At 56.4% G+C, this 20,617-nt stretch carries 24 protein-coding genes and 1 tRNA gene; 10 read left to right on the top strand and 15 right to left on the bottom strand.

Annotated elements, in window-relative coordinates; translation table 11 throughout:
- Positions 1-151 precede the first annotated feature (151 nt).
- A complete protein-coding gene (locus A3L12_RS06965) occupies positions 152-1,387 on the top strand; it encodes a phosphoglycerate kinase (RefSeq protein WP_088882947.1) in 1,236 nt (411 codons plus the stop codon).
- Positions 1,388-1,430: 43 nt separating this feature from the next.
- On the opposite strand, the gene A3L12_RS06960 is transcribed toward A3L12_RS06965, so the two are convergent.
- The 3 genes from A3L12_RS06960 to A3L12_RS06950 are packed head-to-tail and all read right to left on the bottom strand — an operon-like array spanning position 1,431 to position 3,619.
- On the bottom strand, positions 1,431-2,195 hold the full coding sequence (locus A3L12_RS06960; protein ID WP_088882946.1) for an ABC transporter permease: 765 nt from the start codon (positions 2,193-2,195) through the stop codon (positions 1,431-1,433).
- A gap of 4 nt (positions 2,196-2,199) precedes the next feature.
- Positions 2,200-3,168, bottom strand: a complete 969-nt coding sequence (locus A3L12_RS06955) for an ATP-binding cassette domain-containing protein (protein ID WP_088882945.1) — start codon at positions 3,166-3,168, stop codon at positions 2,200-2,202.
- A 1-nt stretch (position 3,169) separates the two neighbouring features.
- Positions 3,170-3,619 carry a PadR family transcriptional regulator gene (locus A3L12_RS06950; RefSeq protein ID WP_088882944.1) on the bottom strand — a complete coding sequence of 150 codons (450 nt, stop codon included), beginning with the start codon at positions 3,617-3,619 and terminating at the stop codon, positions 3,170-3,172.
- A 71-nt stretch (positions 3,620-3,690) separates the two neighbouring features.
- Between A3L12_RS06950 and A3L12_RS06945 the strand changes: the two genes are divergently transcribed.
- From A3L12_RS06945 to A3L12_RS06930, 4 genes are all read left to right on the top strand, one after another.
- Positions 3,691-4,122: an ATPase gene (locus A3L12_RS06945; RefSeq protein ID WP_088882943.1), complete on the top strand. Its 432-nt coding sequence runs from the start codon at positions 3,691-3,693 to the stop codon at positions 4,120-4,122.
- Entirely contained in the window at positions 4,088-4,804 is a 717-nt protein-coding gene (gene nth, locus A3L12_RS06940) for an endonuclease III (RefSeq protein WP_088882942.1), read from the top strand. Before A3L12_RS06945 ends, nth begins: the two co-directional genes overlap by 35 nt.
- 126 nt (positions 4,805-4,930) lie before the next feature.
- Positions 4,931-6,346 (top strand): acetate--CoA ligase family protein, encoded by a 1,416-nt coding sequence (locus tag A3L12_RS06935; protein ID WP_088882941.1) that lies wholly within the window; start codon positions 4,931-4,933, stop codon positions 6,344-6,346.
- Positions 6,347-6,368: 22 nt separating this feature from the next.
- Positions 6,369-7,085, top strand: a complete 717-nt coding sequence (locus A3L12_RS06930) for an acetate--CoA ligase family protein (protein ID WP_088882940.1) — start codon at positions 6,369-6,371, stop codon at positions 7,083-7,085.
- 23 nt (positions 7,086-7,108) lie between these two features.
- Here the strand turns inward: A3L12_RS06930 and A3L12_RS08320 are convergent, their stop codons facing one another.
- Genes A3L12_RS08320 through A3L12_RS06910 form a run of 5 tightly spaced genes read right to left on the bottom strand, consistent with a single transcriptional unit; the run spans position 7,109 to position 9,492 of the window.
- Positions 7,109-7,285: a hypothetical protein gene (locus A3L12_RS08320; protein ID WP_157726713.1), complete on the bottom strand. Its 177-nt coding sequence runs from the start codon at positions 7,283-7,285 to the stop codon at positions 7,109-7,111.
- Entirely contained in the window at positions 7,261-7,416 is a 156-nt protein-coding gene (locus A3L12_RS08315) for a hypothetical protein (protein WP_157726712.1), read from the bottom strand. Before A3L12_RS08315 ends, A3L12_RS08320 begins: the two co-directional genes overlap by 25 nt.
- Positions 7,417-7,469: 53 nt before the next feature.
- Positions 7,470-8,021 carry a DUF998 domain-containing protein gene (locus A3L12_RS06920; RefSeq protein ID WP_088882939.1) on the bottom strand — a complete coding sequence of 184 codons (552 nt, stop codon included), beginning with the start codon at positions 8,019-8,021 and terminating at the stop codon, positions 7,470-7,472.
- A 9-nt stretch (positions 8,022-8,030) separates the two neighbouring features.
- Positions 8,031-9,161 carry a tRNA uracil 4-sulfurtransferase ThiI gene (gene thiI / locus A3L12_RS06915; protein ID WP_088882938.1) on the bottom strand — a complete coding sequence of 377 codons (1,131 nt, stop codon included), beginning with the start codon at positions 9,159-9,161 and terminating at the stop codon, positions 8,031-8,033.
- A 4-nt stretch (positions 9,162-9,165) separates the two neighbouring features.
- The gene (locus A3L12_RS06910; protein WP_088882937.1) at positions 9,166-9,492 is read right to left on the bottom strand and encodes a hypothetical protein; all 327 of its coding nucleotides are present in this window, start codon (positions 9,490-9,492) and stop codon (positions 9,166-9,168) included.
- 178 nt (positions 9,493-9,670) lie between these two features.
- Between A3L12_RS06910 and A3L12_RS06905 the strand changes: the two genes are divergently transcribed.
- Together A3L12_RS06905 and pfkC are read left to right on the top strand one after the other, a co-directional pair.
- Positions 9,671-10,384 carry an aspartate/glutamate racemase family protein gene (locus A3L12_RS06905; protein WP_088882936.1) on the top strand — a complete coding sequence of 238 codons (714 nt, stop codon included), beginning with the start codon at positions 9,671-9,673 and terminating at the stop codon, positions 10,382-10,384.
- A gap of 65 nt (positions 10,385-10,449) precedes the next feature.
- Complete coding sequence (gene pfkC / locus A3L12_RS06900) at positions 10,450-11,829, top strand: ADP-specific phosphofructokinase (RefSeq protein ID WP_088882935.1); 1,380 nt, start codon at positions 10,450-10,452, stop codon at positions 11,827-11,829.
- A 2-nt stretch (positions 11,830-11,831) separates the two neighbouring features.
- On the opposite strand, the gene xerA is transcribed toward pfkC, so the two are convergent.
- The 4 genes from xerA to A3L12_RS06880 all read right to left on the bottom strand — a co-directional run bounded on the left by xerA (position 11,832) and on the right by A3L12_RS06880 (position 14,714).
- On the bottom strand, positions 11,832-12,674 hold the full coding sequence (xerA, locus tag A3L12_RS06895; protein WP_088882934.1) for a site-specific tyrosine recombinase/integron integrase: 843 nt from the start codon (positions 12,672-12,674) through the stop codon (positions 11,832-11,834).
- Between the two features lies 1 nt (position 12,675).
- Complete coding sequence (locus tag A3L12_RS06890; RefSeq protein ID WP_088882933.1) at positions 12,676-13,554, bottom strand: toprim domain-containing protein; 879 nt, start codon at positions 13,552-13,554, stop codon at positions 12,676-12,678.
- Positions 13,555-13,595: 41 nt separating this feature from the next.
- Positions 13,596-14,309: a DNA/RNA nuclease SfsA gene (gene sfsA / locus A3L12_RS06885; protein ID WP_088882932.1), complete on the bottom strand. Its 714-nt coding sequence runs from the start codon at positions 14,307-14,309 to the stop codon at positions 13,596-13,598.
- Positions 14,310-14,444: 135 nt separating this feature from the next.
- On the bottom strand, positions 14,445-14,714 hold the full coding sequence (locus tag A3L12_RS06880) for a hypothetical protein (protein ID WP_157726711.1): 270 nt from the start codon (positions 14,712-14,714) through the stop codon (positions 14,445-14,447).
- 97 nt (positions 14,715-14,811) lie between these two features.
- Here A3L12_RS06880 and A3L12_RS06875 point away from each other — a divergent pair, with 97 nt between their 5' ends.
- A complete protein-coding gene (locus A3L12_RS06875; protein ID WP_088882930.1) occupies positions 14,812-15,858 on the top strand; it encodes a M42 family metallopeptidase in 1,047 nt (348 codons plus the stop codon).
- 41 nt (positions 15,859-15,899) lie between these two features.
- Here the strand turns inward: A3L12_RS06875 and A3L12_RS06870 are convergent, their stop codons facing one another.
- A complete protein-coding gene (locus tag A3L12_RS06870) occupies positions 15,900-16,166 on the bottom strand; it encodes a hypothetical protein (RefSeq protein ID WP_232462881.1) in 267 nt (88 codons plus the stop codon).
- A 40-nt stretch (positions 16,167-16,206) separates the two neighbouring features.
- On the opposite strand from A3L12_RS06870, the gene A3L12_RS06865 reads away from it, so the two are divergent.
- Positions 16,207-18,150 (top strand): helicase C-terminal domain-containing protein, encoded by a 1,944-nt coding sequence (locus A3L12_RS06865; RefSeq protein ID WP_088883244.1) that lies wholly within the window; start codon positions 16,207-16,209, stop codon positions 18,148-18,150.
- On the opposite strand, the gene A3L12_RS06860 is transcribed toward A3L12_RS06865, so the two are convergent.
- Positions 18,129-18,234 (bottom strand) — tRNA-Met (locus tag A3L12_RS06860). The genes A3L12_RS06865 and A3L12_RS06860 overlap by 22 nt on opposite strands.
- A 91-nt stretch (positions 18,235-18,325) precedes the next feature.
- Between A3L12_RS06860 and A3L12_RS06855 the strand changes: the two genes are divergently transcribed.
- Positions 18,326-19,411, top strand: coding sequence for a transglutaminase-like domain-containing protein (locus tag A3L12_RS06855; protein WP_157726710.1), 1,086 nt, complete (start codon positions 18,326-18,328; stop codon positions 19,409-19,411).
- Here A3L12_RS06855 and A3L12_RS06850 read toward each other — a convergent pair.
- Complete coding sequence (locus A3L12_RS06850; RefSeq protein ID WP_088882928.1) at positions 19,386-20,552, bottom strand: DEAD/DEAH box helicase; 1,167 nt, start codon at positions 20,550-20,552, stop codon at positions 19,386-19,388. The genes A3L12_RS06855 and A3L12_RS06850 overlap by 26 nt on opposite strands.
- Positions 20,553-20,617: the final 65 nt, after the last annotated feature.

Raw genomic sequence — 20,617 nt, 5'->3', positions numbered from 1 at the left:
CTGTTCCATGGCATGTTCCTCACCACTTACACCGCCACTGTGACGTATCCGGCATCGTTTTATAAATCTCTTTCCCCTGAGTTTGTATTACCACCTTCGGTGTCAAAGCAGGTTTTTAACGGTTGGAATTTAACACGGAAGTGGTGATGGGATGTTCAGGCTCACGGACTTCAACTACCACAACAGAACGGTGTTTCTGAGGGTTGACCTTAACTCGCCCGTGAGGAACGGGAGGATAACGGACGATGCCCGGTTCAGGGCCGTTCTTCCCACTCTGGAGTACCTTCTGGAGCATGGGGCAAGGGTCGTCGTGGGAACCCACCAGGGCAGGCCCTACGGGGGCGACTACAACACCACGGAAGAGCACGCCCGGATCCTGAGCAACCTTCTGGGAACGGAAGTCGAATACGTGGAGGACATCTTCGGGAGGTACGCCCGCGAGAGGATAAGGCTCCTCAAGCCGGGAGAGGTCCTCATGCTGGAGAACCTCCGGTTTTCCGCCGAGGAGGTTGAATACAGATCCCTTGAGGAGTGTGAGGGGACTTTTTTCGTAAGGAAACTGGCACCCCTCATAGATTACGTCGTGAACGACTCCTTTGCGACATCCCACAGAAGCCAGCCATCACTGGTTGGCTTTGCGAGGTTAAAGCCCATGATAATGGGCCTCCTCATGGAGAGGGAAATCAACGCCCTCACCCATGCATATGATGCCAGTGAAAAACCCCGCGTTTACGTCCTCGGTGGATCGAAGGTAAGGGATTCGCTCCGGGTTGCGGAAAACGTCCTTAAAAACGACAGGGCCGATCTCATACTGACCGGCGGCCTCGTGGGACAGGTGTTCACCCTCGCCAAGGGCTTTAACCTCGGCGACACGAACCTCGAGTTCCTCGAAAAAAGGGGCCTTCTGGAGTCCGTGGATCGGGCCGAGAGGATACTCGATGAGTTCTATCCCTACGTGAGAACCCCCGTGGACTTTGCCATCGATTACAAAGGAAAGCGCGTCGAGGTTGACCTTCTGAGCGACGAGAAGTGGCTGTTCGACGACCATCCAATACTCGACATCGGTTCGAGGACGGTGGAGAAGTACGGAGAGATTCTAAGGAAGGCCGGCGTAATAGTGGCCAACGGGCCGATGGGAGTCTTTGAGATGAGGGAGTTCGCCGCGGGAACCGTGGGTGTCTTCAGGGGGATAGGGGAAAGCCGGGCCTTCAGCGTTGTGGGAGGGGGACACTCGGTGGCGAGCATCAGGGAGAACAGCATAACGGGAATAGACCACGTCTCAACGGGCGGCGGCGCGATGTTAAGCTTCTTCGCCGGGGAAAAACTTCCGGTTCTCGAGGCGTTGAGGATAAGCTACGAACGTTTTAAGGATAAAGTCGAGCCATAAGATGGTCAAAAGATGGGGGCCCAAAAATACATCAAAAACCCCTTCAGTCTATCGTCGCCTTTCTGAAGCTCATGGCGGCAATTCCGGTGAAGAGCACCGCTAAGAGCAGGAGCACCGCCCAGTCGGTGACGATTCCAAAGGCCGGCTCCACCCCCGCTAGGTAGTAGCGGGAACCGTCCACCGCGTACGTTAGCGGGTTTATCTCCGCAAGCCACTGCATCCAGCCGGGCATGGAGTCTATCGGATAGAACGCCCCGCTGAGGAAGGTTAGCGGAAGCATCAGCATGGTAACCACCATCTGGAAAGCCTCCATGCTCGTCATACTGAGGGCTATGGCGACGCCCATGCCCGCTATGGCAACGCCGACGAGAAAGCTCATCCCGAGCGTCGGAAGGACCCCACTCACCCTGAGATCGGCCAGAAGGAAGCTCAGGAGCAGGAGTATCACGCCCTGTATCATGGCCACTATGGATCCCCCCGTGATCCTGCCGACTATGGCCTCGGTTCTGCTCGCCGGTGCGACGAGGATCTCCTTGAGGAAGCCGAACTGCTTGTCCCAGATGAGCGTTATACCCTGCATGAAGCTCATGTTGAAAACCGTCATGGTCACCACACCGGGCACGAGGTAGGTGAGGTAATCCACGCCGCCGAAGATGTTCTTCGCGTAGGGGTTGTTGAACACCCCTGCCCAGCCCTTACCGAAGAAGATCAGCCATATGAGGGGGAAGATCAGGCTCCCAAAAACCCGTGCACGGGAGCGCAAAAAGCGCTTCAGCTCGCGGTATATCATGGTTAGAAAGACCTGCATGTTATCACCTCCTCCAGAGGGGTCCCCTCTTTCCGCCGTTTTCCTCCCTTATCTCCCTGCCCGTCAGGTGGATGAACACGTCGTTGAGGGTCGGCCTGTGGTAGCTTGCCTCCAGTATCTTAACCCCGGTTTCTCCAGCGAGCTCGAAGATAGCCGGCAGGGCCTCGAGGGCGTTCTCCACGTCTATCCTGACCCTCCCGTCCGGAAGAAGCTTGCAACCCTTGATGAAATCCGCCTTTAGGCATTTAAGCTCCTCAGCGGGGCTCTGTAGCCTAAGGTAAATCACGTCCTTTCCGACGAGCTTCTTCAGTTCCTCCGACGTCCCCTCGGCTATTATCCTGCCGTGGTCCATTATGGCTATCCTGTCCGCGAGTTGCTCCGCCTCGTCCATGTAGTGGGTGGTCAGGAATATCGTCATGTTGTGCTCCTCCTTCATGGTCCTTACGTACTCCCATATGTGGGCCCTCGTCTGGGGATCGAGGCCTATCGTCGGCTCGTCGAGGAAGAGCACCTCGGGTTCGTGAATCAGGGAACGGGCTATCTCAAGTCTCCTCCGCATCCCGCCGGAGAAGAACTTAACGGGCCTGTCGCGAAAATCCCAGAGCTCGACGAACTTCAAAAGGTTCTCTATTTTCTCCCTCAGCTCCTTCCCGCGGAGCCCGTATATCCTCCCGTGGATCACCATGTTCTCGTAGGCGGTGAGTTCCCTGTCAACGCTCGGGTCCTGAAAAACTATGCCTATCTTCCGCCTGACCTCCATGGGCTCTTTAACGACGTCGTGACCGACCACGCTGGCCCTCCCGGAGGTGGGTTTGAGAAGGGTGGTCAGCACGTGGACGGTCGTGGTCTTCCCGGCCCCGTTCGGCCCGAGAAAGGCGAATATCTCGCCCCTTTTCACACTGAAGGATACACCTTTAACGGCCTCAAAGTCGCCGTACTTCTTGACGAGGTTCTCGACCTCTATCGCCTTCATATCACTCACCCCCCAGAAGGATCAGCCTCAGTTCCCGGGCGCATTCCGTCAGAAGATCCCTGACCCGGGCCTTCTGCTCCTCCGTTAGCCCATCAATGGACTCAAAGAGCTCCTTAAACGCCAGTTTGAGCTCGTTTCCCCCGAGGTCGAGGAAGGTCCTGTAGGCGCGCATCCTTCTACGGACTTCCTCAAGCTCCCCCGAGTGCTCCCTGAGGTATTCCTTCCCCTTCTCCGTGATCAGGTACAGTTTCTTCTCCCTCTTTCCCGTACCCACGACCTCTATCAGACCCTTCCTGCGCAGTGAGTTGATGATGGGATAGATCGTTCCGGCGCTGGGCTTTACCCCGTACCTCTCCTCCAGCTCGGACATTATCCCATAGCCATGCTTCGGCTCGTGGAGAAGATCCAGCACGAGCACCTTCATGTAGTTCTTGAAGCTGGGATGCTCCATAACTCTCACCGATATATCGTTCGATATGTTATCCTTATAAGCTTTTCCGTGGAGCTTCCACGGGTGATGGAATGAGGGTCGTTCTAAAACCCCTCTTCGAGGCCGAACTCCCCGCTGACTTCCTGGACGTCCTGAGGGAAAAGCTCGCCGGGAGAGAGCTCAGAACGGGTGAAGAGGTGGAGGTGGAACTCCTCGGAAAGTCCCTCCGCTTCAGGGTCCTTCTGGCGGAGCCCTCCCCGGTGAGTGTAAAACGAAACACGAGGATAGAGCTTTCAAGTGGTTCCGTTGACGTGGTCGACTTTCAGTTCGACGAACCCATCGATGACGTCCTAACCTTCGAGGGAGGCTTCGTCGTCCTGCTCGGGAGGAAGGTTCTGATATTGAACCAGAACGGGCAAAAGATTTATAGCGACGAGTTCGAGGACCTGAATGGAGTTAGGGTTTCCGGAAGAACAGTGGTGATAATCCATGGCAGAAAAAAGCTCAGGCTCGTTAGATCTTGAGGGTTTCACCTTTGAGGAGAGCTGGGAAGAGAAGAGAAGACGCGCCGGGAAGATAGTTGACGTTCTGATGAAAACCTACCCGAGGGAGAACCTCCTCATAGGGGATCCCTACAGGGCGCTGGTGCACTGCATAATATCCCAGAGGATGAGGGATGAGGTGACTTACAGGGTCTGGCGGGAGCTTTTCGAGAGGTACGGGGACCTGAGGAGAATAGCCGACACGCCGGTCGAGGAGATGAGGGAGTTCCTCAGGAAGCGCGGGGTTGGACTCTGGAAGACCAAGGGGGAATGGATAGTCAGGGCTTCGAGGATAATCCTCGAGGACTACGGCGGAAAGGTTCCCGACGACATAAACGAGCTCATGAAACTCCCGGGCATAGGCAGGAAGTGCGCCAACATAGTTCTGGCCTACGGCTTCGGAAGGCAGGCCATCCCCGTTGACACCCACGTGAACAGGATAAGCAAGCGCCTTGGACTGGCCCCACCGAAGGTGGGCCCCGAGAAGGTGGAGGAGTACCTGAAGCGGCTCATTCCTCAGGACAGGTGGATATACGTGAACCACGCGATGGTGGACCACGGAAAGACCGTATGCAGGCCCTTAAACCCAAAGTGCGACTCCTGTCCGCTCAGACAGCTCTGTCCCTACGCAATGGGTCTCATCAGGAGGGAGGACATCAGGTAGTGCCTGCAAATTTTGAATCGCGAATGAACATTTCAGTTCATCGCAACTCAGGTTTTACAAAACGCAACTTTTTTATACATCCGGGGCGAGTTTCTCCCGGAAGCGGTTTCTTGAGGAGGGATAAGAATGGGGGAAAGCGTAATAGAGGAGATGAAACCCTTCTTCGAGCCGAAGGCCGTCGCCATCATCGGTGCAACGGACAAGAGGGGCAAGGTGGGTAACGTTATCTTTGAAAACTTCAGGAGGAACAAAGAAAGGGGAATTTTCAGGGGCAACGTCTACCCGGTTAACCCGAAACTCGACGAGATAGAAGGCTACAGGGTTTACCACAGCGTTAAGGACCTCCCCGATGACACCGATCTGGCGGTCATAGCGATCCCCGCGCGCTTCGTGCCCCCCACCATGAGGGAGATAGCCGAAAAGGGAATAAAATCCGTCGTGATCATCACGGGGGGCTTCGGCGAACTCGGTGAGGAAGGCAAGAGAATGGAGCGCGAGATACTCGAGGTAGCCCGCGAGAACGGGATAAGGGTAATAGGTCCCAACTGCGTGGGCGTTTACGTTCCAGATACCGGGGTTGACACCGTCTTCCTCCCGGAGGAGAAGATGGACAGACCAAAGAGCGGGCCCATAGCTTTTGTGAGCCAGAGCGGTGCCTTCGCGGCGGCGATGCTCGACTGGGCCGCCATGGCGGGCGTAGGCATAGGGAAGATGGTAAGCTACGGCAACAAGCTTGACGTGGACGATGCCGACCTGATGGAATACTTCCTCCACGACGATACCATAAAAGTCGTCACCTTCTACATAGAGGGCGTCAAAGACGGGCGGAAGTTCATCGATTCGGCGAGGAAGATAACGAGGGTCAAGCCCGTGATAGCCCTGAAGAGCGGGAGGAGTGAGTACGGTGCCAGAGCGGCCTCAAGTCACACCGGTTCGCTCGCCGGGGCCGACACGATTTACGATGCCGTCTTCAAGCAGACGGGAATAATCCGCGCCGAGGACTTCGAGCACATGTTCGATCTTGCCAAGGCCTTCGCGGCACTGGGGCACAAGCTCCCGAAGGGTGACAAGGTGGGCATAATCACCGACGGCGGTGGCGCAGGGGTTATGGCGAGCGATGCGGTCGCAAAATTCGGGTTAAAGATGGCCGAGCTCAGCGAGGACACCCTCAGGTTCCTGAAGGATAACTTCCCGCCGCACGCCGTTGCAGGGAACCCGACGGACGTGGTGGGAGATACCGACGCGGAGCGCTACAGGATAGCCATCGAGGGCTTTGTGAAAGATCCGAACGTCGATGCGATAGTCGTTATAGTCCTCTTCCAGGTCCCGCTCCTCGACGAGGAGAAGATAATAGACATCCTCGCGGAGTACCAGAAGAAGAGCGACAAACCCATAGTCGCGGTGGCGATGGGCGGTAAGAAGACGAACCACTACGCCGGAATGCTCGAGGAGAGGGGAGTTCCCGTTTACCCAACCCCGGAGAGGGGTGTCCGCGCTCTGGCCGGTCTCGTGGGTTACGCCCGCTATTTGAAGAAGGCCTGATCGGCCTTTTGGTGGTGGTATCATGAAGGAGGAAGCCCTAAAAGTTATAAACGAAGTCCTGTCCTCGGGCAGGACGGCCCTCGTTGAATACGAGGCAAAGCAGGTGCTCAAGGCCTACGGCCTTCCCGTTCCGGAAGAAAAGCTCGCCAGAAACCTCGATGAGGCACTCCGCTACGCGGAGGAGATAGGCTATCCGGTGGCCATGAAACTCATGTCACCCCAGATCCTCCACAAGAGCGATGCTAAGGTCGTCATTCTTAACGTAAAAAGCCCTGAAGAGCTCAGGGAGAAGTGGGAGGTCATCCACGAAAACGCGCGCAACTACAGGCCCGATGCGGAGATACTGGGGGTTCTCATAGCCCCCATGCTCAGGGTCGGGAGAGAGGTGATAATCGGCGTCACCGAAGACCCGCAGTTCGGCCACGCCATAATGTTCGGCCTCGGTGGGATCTTCGTCGAGATACTCAAGGACGTCACCTTCCGCATAGTGCCCATAACCGAACGCGACGCCCGGAAGATGATCAGGGAGATAAAGGCCTACCCGATCCTCGCGGGAGCGCGCGGTGAGGAGCCCGCCGATACAGACGCGATAGTGGACCTCCTCCTTAAGGTCAGCGAGCTCGTCAACGACCTCCGCGATTACATCAGGGAGATGGACCTGAACCCGGTCTTCGTCTACGAGAAGGGCAGGGGTGCGGTTGTGGTTGATGCAAGGATAATCCTGAAGGCACCCCGCTGATCCTTCTTTTTTCCCGACTCCGGCTATTCCTCCACCTTCGTCCCCCCTTTGTAGCTCAGGATGTCGTGGATTATGAGGAGGTTGATCAGAACCTCAAAGAGGAGGGACACCTCGCCGGCCATCAGGAACAGGAGGGCGAAGAAAAACGTAACCCCCGAGTAGACAAGGGCAACCCTCACGGCCGTCCGGTTCCAGCCCACACACCGTAGGCCAGTCCAGCGTTCAGCAGGGCAAAGGCCAGGTAAACCCCGGAGGGAATGGAGCAGGCGTAGTAAAGGAAAAAGAGGCCACTGAGAAGGAGCAAGGAGGAAGCTATCTTCGGGCCGCCCATTGAACCACCGGGTTCCCCTCGGGGACCGGCTATTTAAACCCATCGTCGGGAGACTACTTGAAGACTCCAAGCTCCAGCAGGCCGAGATAGAGGAACCACGAGAGTATCGTAAATGCCCCCACGAGCTCCGGAATGGCCAGACCTTTGAAGACCCGTGCCCTCACGAGGTAGACCATGAGGAGGAAGGTAACCCCGGCCAGAACCGACCAGAGGTAGCCCGTCGAAAGCCCTTTCCTGCCGAGCTTCAGGCCGATTATGAACACGTCCGACAGGGCAAGGACGTAGAAGAGCACCGCCGACGGTCCGTGGGGTGCGTACTCCTCCGGGAAAAGCCCCACGAGAAAGAGGAACACCATGGCGAGGGGCATTAAATAGCTCAAACCGTTCCTGAAGGCACCGAATGAAGCCACGAATCCCAGAAGGGCGAGGATCATCAGAAAACCGTTGAAGTAGTAATTGACGGGGTTCCTTATCGACCCCATGTCACTCAGGGCGTTCTCAGTCAGGGAAAACCACGGGTTCAGGCTCACCACCAGAAGGAGGCCAAGGACGAAGATCAGGGGAAATGAAACGCTCAAATAGGCGGATAGTCTTGTTAAATCCATGGAACCACCTCACTTCGGTTCTTTTCCGAATATCTCCCGGTAGAGCTTCCTGAACTCCTCCCACGAGCCCCTTATGATCGGATGCGCCGGTATGAAGGAGCACTCATCCTCCGGGAGGATTGAAAGTTCGAAGGTGCCTATCCTCCTGGCTATGTCCACTATCTCCTCCTTGTCCAGCCCCACGAGCGGTCTGTAAATCGGCAGATCCGTGGCCTGACTGACGATGTACATGTTATCGAGGGTCTGGGAGGCAACCTGACCGAGGGAATCGCCCATCACTATCCCCTTTGCCCCGAACTTCCGGGCTATTTCTCCGGCGTGCTTTACCATCATGTACTTGCAGAAAACGCAGGTGTACTTCTCCCTCTTCAGCTCCCTGAGCTTTTGTAAGACCTTCTCCCGTTCTCCGGGCTTAACAACTATCAGGTCCGCCTTTCCGCCGTAGTGATACCTCTTCAACCGGTTCCAGATTTTCCTGACCTTATCGAGGGTTTTCTCTCCCATATAGATGTGAACGGGGATTATCTCGACACCGCGCTTCATCATCAGGAAGGCCGCAACGGGAGAATCTATGCCGCCGCTCAGGAGGGCTACGACCTTTCCCTGGGTTCCCACGGGAAGGCCACCCCATGCCCGGACCTTATCGACGAAGACGTAGGCCCTGCCCTCCATTATCTCAACGCCCACCTCGATGTCGTAATCCCTGAGGTCGACCTCGCTCTCTTCGTTCTCGAGGATGTACTCCCCGACCTTCGCCTGAATCTCCGGGCTCTTCATCGGGAACTCCTTGGTTATCCTCTTCACGGTAACCCTGAACCGGGGTTTTTTGAGGTTCATCTCGCGCTTCTTCCTTCTGAAGAGCTTTAGAGCGGTTCTGTTTATCTTCTCGAGGGTGGCATCGATCTCCATCGCGGGCGACAGGGAGACTATTCCGAAAACCCTTGTGAGGGTTTCCACGGCCTTCTCCGCCCCGTTCATCCTCACAAGGACCCTCCCGTGCTTCGCCGTAACCTCCTTGAACTCCATCCCTTCGCTTACCAGCGCCTCACGGATGTTGTTTATGAGGATGTTCTCGAACCATCTCCTCGTCCGCCTCGACTTCGTTCCTATCTCGCCGTACCTCACAACCACAACGTTCATACCATCACCCCCCCACGCGCGGGAACTTCAGGACGATCTCCACGTACTTCTGTATGACGACGTAGAGGATCGTGGATATAATGTAGGACGACAGGAGTATGAGCTCGTTCATCTCGAAGATGTGGGATGCTATGGCCTTCGCCCTCGGCGTTGCATCCAGTATGGCACGCATGTATTTCCTCTTGAGCCAGCGGTTTACCTCCAGAGCAGGGAGGAGAAGGAGGAGACCGGCAAGGCCCCATATTTTTCCAAGGGCCAGCATAAGGAAGAGGGTCGATGCAAAGATAACCCACCCTCCGATGACGCCAAGGAACACCACGAACTCTATCATCCTCCCACATCCTGATTTTTAGATCAACCGGGCGATTCCCCCTAAGGAAGTACCTCACTGAGGTTCTCAACGATATGACCTCTTAAACCCCACCTGAAGGACTTCTCCGAGGGTATTAATTAAGCTTTTCGAAACTAAAGGTTTAAGAGAACCGGGACCAACTAAGGGTGGTGACAACATGTACGGGTGGAGGGGCAGACTTGGGCTTATAGTCCCATCGTCCAACACGACGATGGAAATGGAGCTGCATTCGGTACTTCCGGAGGGTGTATCACTGCACACGGCGAGGGTTCCCCTCGGCAGCGTGACCGAGGAGGAGCTCGTGAAGATGAACTCCTTCGGGGTTGAGGCGGCCAGACTCCTGAGGGACGCGGGCGTTGAGCTCATACTCTACGGCTGCACGAGTGGATCCTTCATCGGCGGGAAGGATTACGAGAAGGAGCTCGAGAACAGGATAGAGGAGGAGGTAAAGGTTCCCGTAGTGAGCACGAGCACGGCGGTCGTTGAGGCGCTCAAGATGCTCGACGCGAGGGACGTACTCGTCATAACCCCCTACACCGACGAGATAAACAGGCGTGAGAAGGAGTTCCTCGAGGCGAACGAGTTCAACGTGCTCGACATCAGGGGCCTTGGGATTGAGGACAACTCCCGGATCGGAAGGCTCGAACCCCACGAGGCGTATCGTCTCTCAAAGGCGAGCTTCATGGACGAGGCGGAGGCGATATTCATCAGCTGCACCAACCTCAGGACCTTTGAGATAATCGAACCCCTCGAGGAGGACCTCGGCGTTCCGGTTGTGACGAGCAATCAGGCGTCCCTCTGGCTCGCCCTGAGGGAAATGGACATTATGGAACGGATTCCAGAGCTTGGGAGGCTCTTCACGGAGTTCTGAAACGTCCGAAATACTTTTAAGAGCCCTCCCATATTTTCAGGCGTTAGTCACCCGGGGTGGTATAAATGGGGCTCATCGATGATATCCAGAAGCTTTCCTTGTACACCGCCTACAACACGAACGTGGACGCTATAACCTTCCTGAAAGGGGAGATCGTGCAGGGGCTTATAGACGAGTTCGGGGCCGATGCCGTGAGAAAGAGGATCGAGGATTACCCGCGGGAGATAAACGAGCCCCTGGACTTCGTAGCGAGACTTGTTCATGCCCTCAAAACGGGCAAGCCCATGGCGGTGCCACTGGTCAACGAGGAACTCCACGAATGGTTCGATTCCCACTTCAGATACGACGTCGAGAGAATGGGCGGTCAGGCGGGGATCATAGCCAATCTGCTGGCCAACCTGAACCTCAACAGGGTGGTGGTTTACACTCCCCACCTCGCGAAGAAGCAGGCCGAGATGTTCGTGGACAGACCCAACCTCCTCTATCCCGTCGTTGAGGACGGAAGGTTAGCGTTCAAACACCCCCGCAGGGCCTACCGTGAGGGCGATCCCGTAAAGGTGAACCGCATCTTCGAGTTCCGCGCCGGAACGACCTTTAGACTCGGGAACGAAAGGATAGAGGTTCCATTTTCCGGAAGGTTCATCGTCTCCTCGAGGTTCGAGAGCATAAGGATATACACCGATCCGGAGCTTAAGCCCTTCCTGCCCGAGATAGGCCTTCAGGTCGACGGGGCAATCCTATCGGGCTATCAGGGAATAAAGCTTCGCTATTCGGACGGTAAGGACGCCAACCACTACCTCCGGGAGGCCAAGAGGGACATACTCCTCCTCAAGCGGGAGAAGGACGTCAAGGTCCATCTGGAGTTCGCCTCGATACAGAACCGCGAGCTGAGGAAGAAGGTGATCTACAACCTGTTTCCCCTCGTGGACAGCGTCGGCATGGACGAGGCCGAGATAGCCCACGTCCTCAACGCCCTCGGCTACTCAAAGCTCGCGGATAGGATATTCACCTACAACCACATACAGGACACCATCCTCGGCGGGAAGATCCTCGTGGACGAGATGAACCTCGAGGTGCTCCAGATACACACGATCTACTACATAGCCTACATAACCCACTCCGACAACCCGCTGAGCGAGGCGGAACTGAGGAGCAGCCTCGAGCTCGCAACGACACTCGCGGCTTCAAGGGCATCCCTCGGGGAAATAAACTCCCCGGAGGACATAAAAGCGGGCATGAAGGTTCCCTATAACGAGCACGGCGAGTTCGTGAAGCTCCGCTTCGAGGAGGCAAAGAGGAAGCTCAGAACCAGAGAGTACAAGGTTGTGATAATCCCCACGAGGCTCGTCAAAAATCCCGTCTCCACCGTCGGCCTCGGGGATACGATCTCGGCCGGAGCGTTCACGAGCTACCTCGCGATGCTGAGAAAGAAGAACGCCCTTTGATTCTACTTCATTAATTCCTCCATCAGTCCGGCCTTCTCCTGCGCCCTCTTGAGGTGTTCAACGGTTACCCGGGTATACACCTGAGTCGTCGAGAGGTTCGAGTGGCCGAGGAACTCCTGAATGACCCTGATGTCAACTCCGTTCTCGAGCATGTGGGTGGCGAAGCTGTGGCGGAGCATGTGGGGGGTCACCCTTACCCCAGCTCTCTCACCGTACTTCCGGAGGAGGTACCAGACTGTCTTCGGCGAGATCCCGTCCTTTCTCCTCCGTCTGTCCTCAACTATGAGGTACTCGCTTGAATCGTCCCTCGTCCCAAGGTAGGACTTTATGGCCTCCATCAGAACCTCCGAAACCGGAACGACCCTGTCCTTCGCCCCCTTACCGCCGCGCACGACTATGAGCGAGCGCTCGAAATCAACGTCCGACCTCTTGAGGTTGCAGAGCTCGCTAACCCTCAACCCTGCGCCGTAGAGGAGGAGGAATATAAGCCTGTCGCGTTTCTTCGTTTCGGGTATCACTGAGAGGAGCTTCTTCGTCTCCTTTTTCGTGAGGGCCTTCGGCAGGCTTTTGGGGGCCTTTGGAGGTTTGAGCTTCTCCGCCTCGTCATCGTAGCCCTCAAAACGGAAGTAGGAACGCAACGCCTGAACCACCAGATTGAGGCTCCTGTTGGAGTAGCCCTTCTTCCTCAGGCTTGCCAGAAAGCGAAGGGCGGAGCGGGCGCTGGTTCCCCCGCCCCACTCGAGGTAGCGCCTCACGTAGTAGGAGTACATCCTGACCGTGTTCGGGCTCTTTCCCGCGAGGTCCAGGTAGGTCTCGTACTCCTCAAGGGTCTCCCGAAGGTTCATATCACTGCCCCTCTGCTTCCCTCGGCTTCATAGGCTCCTCAGGGGACCCTTCAGAGTTTTGAGGTTCTTCAACCGGCCCTTCCGCAATCTCCGGGAGCTCCTCCGGTGGTTCAGAAGGTTCTTTTATGCTTATGCTGAGGTAAACCGTCCTGAGGAGCTCGTCCACGAGGGCCCTCTCCTCCGCAAAGATGTAACCCTGTCCAACTACCACCCTTCCGGCCAGCCCGAGCTTCTCAACGGCCCTCCCGATGTAGGCCTCATCGGGGACGGGCTCCGCCGGGAAGAGTGATTTCCATGCTTCCTCGATGGGGTAGACCTTTCTGGAGTTCTCAAGGATCGTCCTGAGCTCCTCGTTGTTCTTCCTAAGCCTCTCGTTTTCCTCTTTGATCTCCCCGTAGGCCCTTAGGGCAGAGTCGTACTCCTCCCTGAGCTTCCTGTACTCCTCGGTCAGGTTATCGTAGCGCCCCTTGAGGTCGAGGAGCTGGTTCCTCAGGCTCATGTACTCGGGTAGCACCTGAAGGCTCTTCAGGCCCGCCCTTACGAGGGCGTTCTTCAGCTCCTTCCTGACGAGCTCCACATCAATGTGCTCCAGATCATGGCCGAGGGGGAGCTTCATCCTCTCAACGTGGCCCACCATCTCACCGAGCTCGTTGAACAGCCTTTCGGCGAGTTCCCGTCCAACCCTATCGGCGTCGGTGGCTATTATGAGCAGATCCGCCCCCGCGGCGGCGCCCTTCGCTATCTCGATGTTCGTCGTAGGGATTATGGCCGAAATCGTTACGTTGTACTCGCTCCCAAGGGCCATGCCCCTGAGGGCCTTGCTTACCACCTCAACGTCGCTCGCACCTTCAACAAGTATCCTGACGTCAACTATGGTCATTTCCATCACCCGGGTACTTCGTCAGAACTATGGAGAAGTCCTTAAAAATCCTCCCCAACGTCAACCTTAAGATCGGGCCTCTCGAGGACCACCCTCCCGTCCGGGAGCAGGTGCATGCCCAGAGCCCTTATCTCAACGCCCCTTTCCCGGGCTTCCCTCAAAAGCCGGGCTATCTCGGGATCGCCTCTTTCGTAGGGCCTGAACTTCTCAACGCCGGGGAGGGCACCCACGAAAAATATCATGGTCCTTTTCCCCTCCTTCGAGAGTTCCATGAGTTCTTTGATGTGCTTCCTCCCCCTGACGCTCGGACAATCTGGATACATGGCGTATTCTCCCCTATCCCCTCCCCGCAGAACGGCGCTCTTCATCTCGGCGTATATCTCCCCGGAAGGGCATTCGAAGAGGTAGTCGAGCCTCGATCTTCCCACGGTAATTTCCTTCCGCTTTATCCTGCAGTTCTCAAGCCACGGGATGAGATTGAGCTCGAGGGCCCTCTCAAAGGCTTTAGCCTGAGTTCGCGTGTCTATTATAGCCCCCTTTCCTCCAGAGTCCTCGAAGGCGACGAGAACGAAGTCCGTCTTTCCGCCGCTCTTGGGGGTGCAAAAGGCCTTCCTTCCGGGGATCATGAACTCATCCAGTCTACCGGTGTTCGTAACGAGGGCCCTTCTGGGATCGCCGTTCACATCCACGAGGGCCACGAAGCGGTTGAGCCTCTTCAGAAAGGTGCACTCGATTACCGGAAGCTTCAGTAGCATGGAACAATTTAAACCCTACAGATTAAAAAGGTTTGCCGGGTTGGCATGGGGCATTCAACCATGTTTCTGGTTTAACCATGTTTCTGGTTTGCTGGACAGGGGCTTTGGCCTTTTTCTGACCGTTCTGACCCTGCCCTACTCACCCCCCAGCAGGCTGAAGGCAAAAATTCCTCCAATCAAAACGCCTAATATGAGGGAGAAGCCAAGCATCAGCCCGATCCTCAAACTTTTTCCTCCAGATTTTTGTAGAGCTCCGATATAGGGAATGAGCACTATAACGTTCAAAAATATAAGTGTCCATTTCTGTGGAAAGAGGTCCATTATTTCCTTTGCGATGAAAGAGTATGCAAAGCCAAAAGAAAACAGCCAGATGTATGGATTATATTTGCCCCCCATGTTCGTCACCATCTTTAATTTGAGGAAACGTAATTTAAGCTTTTTTAGCGGGACACCTAAAACCTTAAATATCCATTAAGATGAACATCTAAAAGAGGTGATCGAGATGGTGGACTATGAGCTTCTCAAAAAGATAGTCGAAGCACCGGGTGTTTCGGGCTACGAGTTCCTCGGAGTCAGGGACGTGGTCATAGAAGCCTTCAAGCCCTACGTGGACGAAATAAAGGTGGACAAACTCGGCAACGTCATAGCCCACAGGAAGGGCAACGGTCCGAAGGTAATGCTCGCCGCCCACATGGACCAGATAGGACTCATGGTAACCCACATAGAGAAGAGCGGATTTTTAAGGGTTGCACCCGTCGGAGGAGTGGATCCAAGGACTTTGATAGCCCAGCGCTTCAAGGTCTGGATCGATAAGGACAAGTTCATCTACGGTGTTGGCGGTTCGGTTCCGCCCCACATCCAGAAGCCCGAGGACAGAAAAAAGGCCCCGACGTGGGATCAGGTCTTCATCGACGTTGGAGCCGAGAGCAGGGAAGAGGCCGAGGAGATGGGCGTTAAGATCGGCACGATAATAACCTGGGACGGTCGCCTGGAGAGGCTCGGAAAGCACCGTCTGGTCAGCATAGCCTTCGACGACAGGATAGCCGTTTACACCCTCGTGAAGGCCGCTCAGGAGCTCGAGGAGAGCGACGCGGATATCTACTTCGTGGCAACGGTTCAGGAGGAGGTTGGACTCAGAGGTGCCAGGACGAGTGCCTTTGGGATTGATCCGGATTACGGCTTTGCAATTGACGTTACAATAGCGGCAGACGTTCCCGGAACACCGGAGCACAAGCAGGTAACCCAGCTGGGAAAGGGAACCGCGATAAAGATAATGGACCGCTCCGTCATATGCCACCCGACCATCGTCCGCTGGATGGAAGAACTGGCCAAAAAGCATGAAATCCCGTACCAGTGGGACATCCTCCTCGGAGGAGGAACGGACGCCGGAGCCATACACCTGAACAAGACCGGCGTTCCGACAGGAGCGGTAAGCGTTCCCGCTCGCTACATCCACTCGAACACGGAAGTCGTTGACGAAAGGGACGTCGATGCCAGCGTAAAGCTTATGGTAAAGGTCCTCGAGGAGATACCCGGGCTCGAGCTCTGATTTTACTCCCTTCTACCCATTTAAACCCGGGGATTAGGGTATCAGGGTTCTCGAGGGCTGGCATCCTCCGGGGCGACCTCCGGGGGGGATTCCCTCTTTTCGAGCTTCATCCATTCGTACCAGAAGAACAGCACACCGGAAACCACCCCCAGAACGACAAAAGGCCATTTCGAAGGCAGGGGCAACCCGCGGTGCCAGTTGTAGAGCAGGAAGTTCTGATAGAAGAACAGGTAGGCGAGCCAGCCCACTATGACCGCTTCCACCGAGTACTCGATGAGTTTCTGCTCCCTTTCCTCCACGCCCTTCACCTGAGGAAAGGTTAAAAGCGGGCCGTTAAAACTCTTTCCCATGGAAGAACTTCAGAGCTACTTTCCATACGCCACCCTGAGGCCCAATCAGAGGGAGTTCATAAGGATCGTCTCCGAAGCCGTAGAAAAGGGCGAGAACGCCATAATAGAGGCCCCCACGGGTTTTGGAAAGACCGTGAGCGTTCTGGCCGGCGTTCTTCCCCACGTCAGGGAGAGGGGCTATAAAGTCCTCTATCTGGCGAGAACCCACAAGCAGATGGACAGGGTCATCGAAGAGCTGAAGGCCATAAACGGCAAAACACCGGTCTCAGGGGTTGAACTGCGGAGCAGAAAGGACCTCTGCCTCCACACCTACCTGACTCAGTTCACGAGCGACGCTTATACTGCAATGGTGGTCTGCAGGAACCTTAAGAAGCTCGGAAAATGCGAGTTCTACGAGAACGAGAAGAAGAAAAAGAACGAATTCGAGGAGCTGGTGAGGTTCTTCCTGAGCGAGCCTGCCCATCCCGCGGAGATACTGAGCTACGCCGAGACGCTGGAACTCTGCCCCTACGACGTGACCAAAAGGGTGGCCGAGAGGGCCGATGTAATAGTGGCCAGCTACCTTTACCTCCTCAACCCGACGATAAGGGAGAACTTCATAGGCTCCCTCGACGTTGACTACTCCGATCTGGTGGTCGTCTTCGATGAGGCCCACAACCTTCCCGACCAGGCCATCTCGGCCCTGAGCGACAGTATAAGCATTTACACGGTGAACAGGGCGATAAAGGAGGCCGACGAGTACAACGAGCACGAGATAGCGAACTTCCTGAGCATATTCGGGCGGGGACTGGAGATACTCCACGAAGAAAAGCTCAGGGACAGGGAGATCAGGGAAACCCCCATCCAGCCGGAGCTCATATTCTCCCACGTTGTCGACATCCTGAACCTGAACGCCCGGAGACTGGTCAGGATACTGAACGACATGGTCTCCGTTGGTGACGCCATAAGGGAGGACAGGATAGGGAAGGGCAGGCCACCGCGCTCCTACATAGGCAGAATCGGGGAGTTTCTCCTGCTGTGGCTCTCCCTCACCGGAAGGGACGACTACCTCTTCCTCATGAGCCGGGAACGGAACTTAAGCCTTGAGCTCGTGGCTCTGGATCCCGCAAAGGCCCTCGGCTTCCTGAGGAACGTTCACAGTGCCCTTTTCATCTCCGGAACGCTCACCCCGATGGAAGCGTTCAGGGACGTTATGGGCATCGAGAGGGTCAGGATGAAGAAGTTCCCGAGGATGGTGAAGAGGGAAAACGCGCAGGTTCTCGTGGCAAAGGACGTTTCCACGAGGGGCGACGAGCGCTCGCCGAAGGTTTACAGGCGCATGACAGAGTACATCGTCGAGGCCGCTAAGATCATCCCAAAGAACGTTGGGGTTTTTACCGCATCCTATGAGGTTCTTCAGGGATTGCTCTCCGCAAACCTCGCCCTTCGCCTTGAGGAAACAGGAAAGGCGGTTTTCATAGAGAGACAGGGAGTTTCTTCCAGAGAGAACGACGCCATGGTGGCGAGCTTCAAGGCCCACGCCCGGGGCAACGGGGCCGTTCTCCTCGGCGTCATGGGGGGAAGGAACAGCGAAGGGCAGGACTACAGCGGCGACGAAATGAACGGGGTCGTTCTCGTCGGGATACCCTACTCGAGGCCAACCCCGAGGGTTCAGGCTCAGATAAGGTACTTCGAGAGGAAGTTTCCGGGCAAGGGGCGCTATTACGGCTACTACCTGCCTGCCCACAGAAGGCTCGTTCAGGCGGCCGGAAGGGTGCACCGCTCGGCCGAGGAGAGGGGCTCGATAATAGTGCTGGACTACAGGCTCCTCTGGAGGTCGATAAGGAAGGACCTGCCCGACTGGATGCGGGAGGGGATCAAACCCGTGGATCTCGGGAGAATGAGGCTCCACCTGAAGAGGTTCTGGAAGGTAGAAGTCGATGGTGCCGGGGCGGGGCTTTGAACCCCGGACCTCTCGGTTTCTCAGGCTTCCCCGAAGGAAGCGCCCTATGAGCCGAGCGCTCTGACCAGGCTAAGCTACCCCGGCACTGTCCGAGCGCCCGGCTTATACCTTCAGGGGGGCATTTTTAAACCTTTCGATGAGGAGAACTTATAAGGAGCACGCCCCATCCCTTCCCATGATGAAGTTCTCCCTGACGATCGCCCTCGCCCTCATGGTGATCACGGCGGGCTGTATCTCCTTCCCTCCCGGCAGCTCAACGACAATGCCAAAGGCCCCGGGGCCGGCCAACGAGGGTTTCTCCCTTCCCGATCGGAATGGAACCTTCAACTGCTCCGGGATCCTGTGGCGCTACGTCCTGAGGGAGGCTCTTGGGTGCATGCTCAACGAAGAGGAGCTCAATGCCCTCTCCCCTCTGGCGGAACGGCTGAGGGGTGAGAACCTAACCCGGAGCGTATGGAACGTCCTCAGGTGGGAGGGGGAAGAACTGAGCTACGACTATGAAAAGGCCAGAGAACCCTCCGTGAGGATAGTAACCCATCCCGATGGACATCAGGAGGTCATTGAGGGACGGAACAACACCATCCAGACGCCCTACGAAACGATAAAGAGGAAAAAGGGGGTATGTGCGGACTACACCGTCCTAACGGTCGCGCTGCTTCTGGCGATGAACCACTCCCCGGTCTACGCCATGGAGATGAACCTCACGGGGGAGGGCCACGCGGCGGCACTGGTGAGGATTGGGGGATGGTACTTCTTCCTCGACCAGCACCTGCCACCCATGGACCCCGCTTCCTACTACCGCCACTGGAAAAGGGAGGGAAGGGATGTACTCAACGCAACGCTCTACGAGGTCACCATCCGAGGAAACAAAGCGGATGTGAGGGTCCTCGGGACCGTCTCCAAAGGGTGGTTCCTCGGGCAGGATTATACAGTGACCGATGCCGACGTCAGGGGTCTGGCCCTCTCGATGATGAGCCTTCTCCGGGATAGATACAACCTGAAAGCGGACGGGTCCCTGCGGGAAGCGGGTGGAGGTTTTCCAGAGGGCTACGGAAAGATCCGGAGGTGGGAGGTCACTTACTACGCTCTGGCGGATGCCTACCATCCCCTGTTCCGTGATGGATACTCTGAGTGGCTGGTTTCCAGAATGCTCTCGAATGGAGAGCTCGAGGAAGAGATCGAGAAAAGCGATGCGGTCTGGATAGACGCAAGAAAGGAAGGCGAGGACCTGATCCTCACCATCTACCTCGGTAGTTCTTAGGACGGCGGTAGTTGCGCCCTCTGTAGTCCGAAAGCTCCTCGCTGAGCTCCGACCTCTTCACCTCAACGCCGGCCCTCCGGGCGAAGTAGTCCAGCCTGTCCCTCTCGCCGGGGACCACGAAGGTTACCGCCTTTCCGCGCCTGCCCATCCTTCCGGTCCTGCCTATCCTGTGGACGTAATCCTCGGGCGTCATTGGCAGGGAGTAGTTCACGACGTGGGTTATATTCCGAACGTCCCATCCCCTCGCTGCCACGTCCGTCGCCACGAGGATCCTCGTCTTCCGGTTTTTAAAGCGCCTGAAGGTTCTCTCGCGTGCGGCCTGACTCATGTCGCCGTTTAAAGCCTCGGCCGGGTAGCCGGCCCTCCTGAGCCTCTCGCTCAGCTCGCGGGTCTCCCTCTTGGTGGCGCAGAAGACGATACCGTAGAAGTTATCGTCGAGCACCTTCCTCAGCACGTTGAACTTTCTTCCCGGAAGAACCTCGACGTACTCCTGATCCACCATCTCGGGAACGAGGCTGTCACTGCTGACGCTTATCACCTCGTGGTTGGTCATGTAGCGTCTCGCGAGCCTTTTAATGGCAGCCGGCATCGTGGCGGAGAACATCAGCACCCTCTTCTGTCTGGGGGTCTCCCTGAAAATCGCCTCTATATCATCGATAAAGCCCATGTCGAGCATCCTGTCCGCTTCGTCGAGGATGAAGAACCTCACGGACCCGAGATCGAGGGTTCCGCGCCTTATGTGGTCGAGAATCCTCCCGGGGGTTCCCACCACGACGTGGGTTCCCCTCTCAAGCGCCCTGATCTGGGGTCCTATCGGCTGGCCCCCGTAGACGGCGTAAACGTAAACCCTCTTCCTCCCGCGGAGGCTCCTGATCTCGTCCGCCACCTGAAGGGCGAGCTCCCTCGTGGGGGTGAGCACTATGGCCTGAACTGCAAGCAGTTCAGGATCGACGGCCTCGAGTATCGGCAGGGCGAAGGCGGCGGTCTTTCCGGTCCCGGTCTGGGACTGGCCGATTATATCCTTTTCACCCGATATAAGGCGCGGGATTACCTCCCTCTGAATGTCCGTTGGGGTTTCAAAACCCTTTTCCCTGACGGCCACCAGCGTGGCCTCGGATAAACCCAAGCTTTCAAAACTCATCTTTACAGCTCCTTAATATGCTCAAACGCACTCCTCCTCAAACGGAACGCGTTGAGAAGAAACGC

Source organism: Thermococcus sp. P6 (genome assembly GCF_002214525.1).
GTDB lineage: Archaea > Methanobacteriota_B > Thermococci > Thermococcales > Thermococcaceae > Thermococcus.
This window is presented reverse-complemented; position numbering and strand designations above follow the sequence as displayed.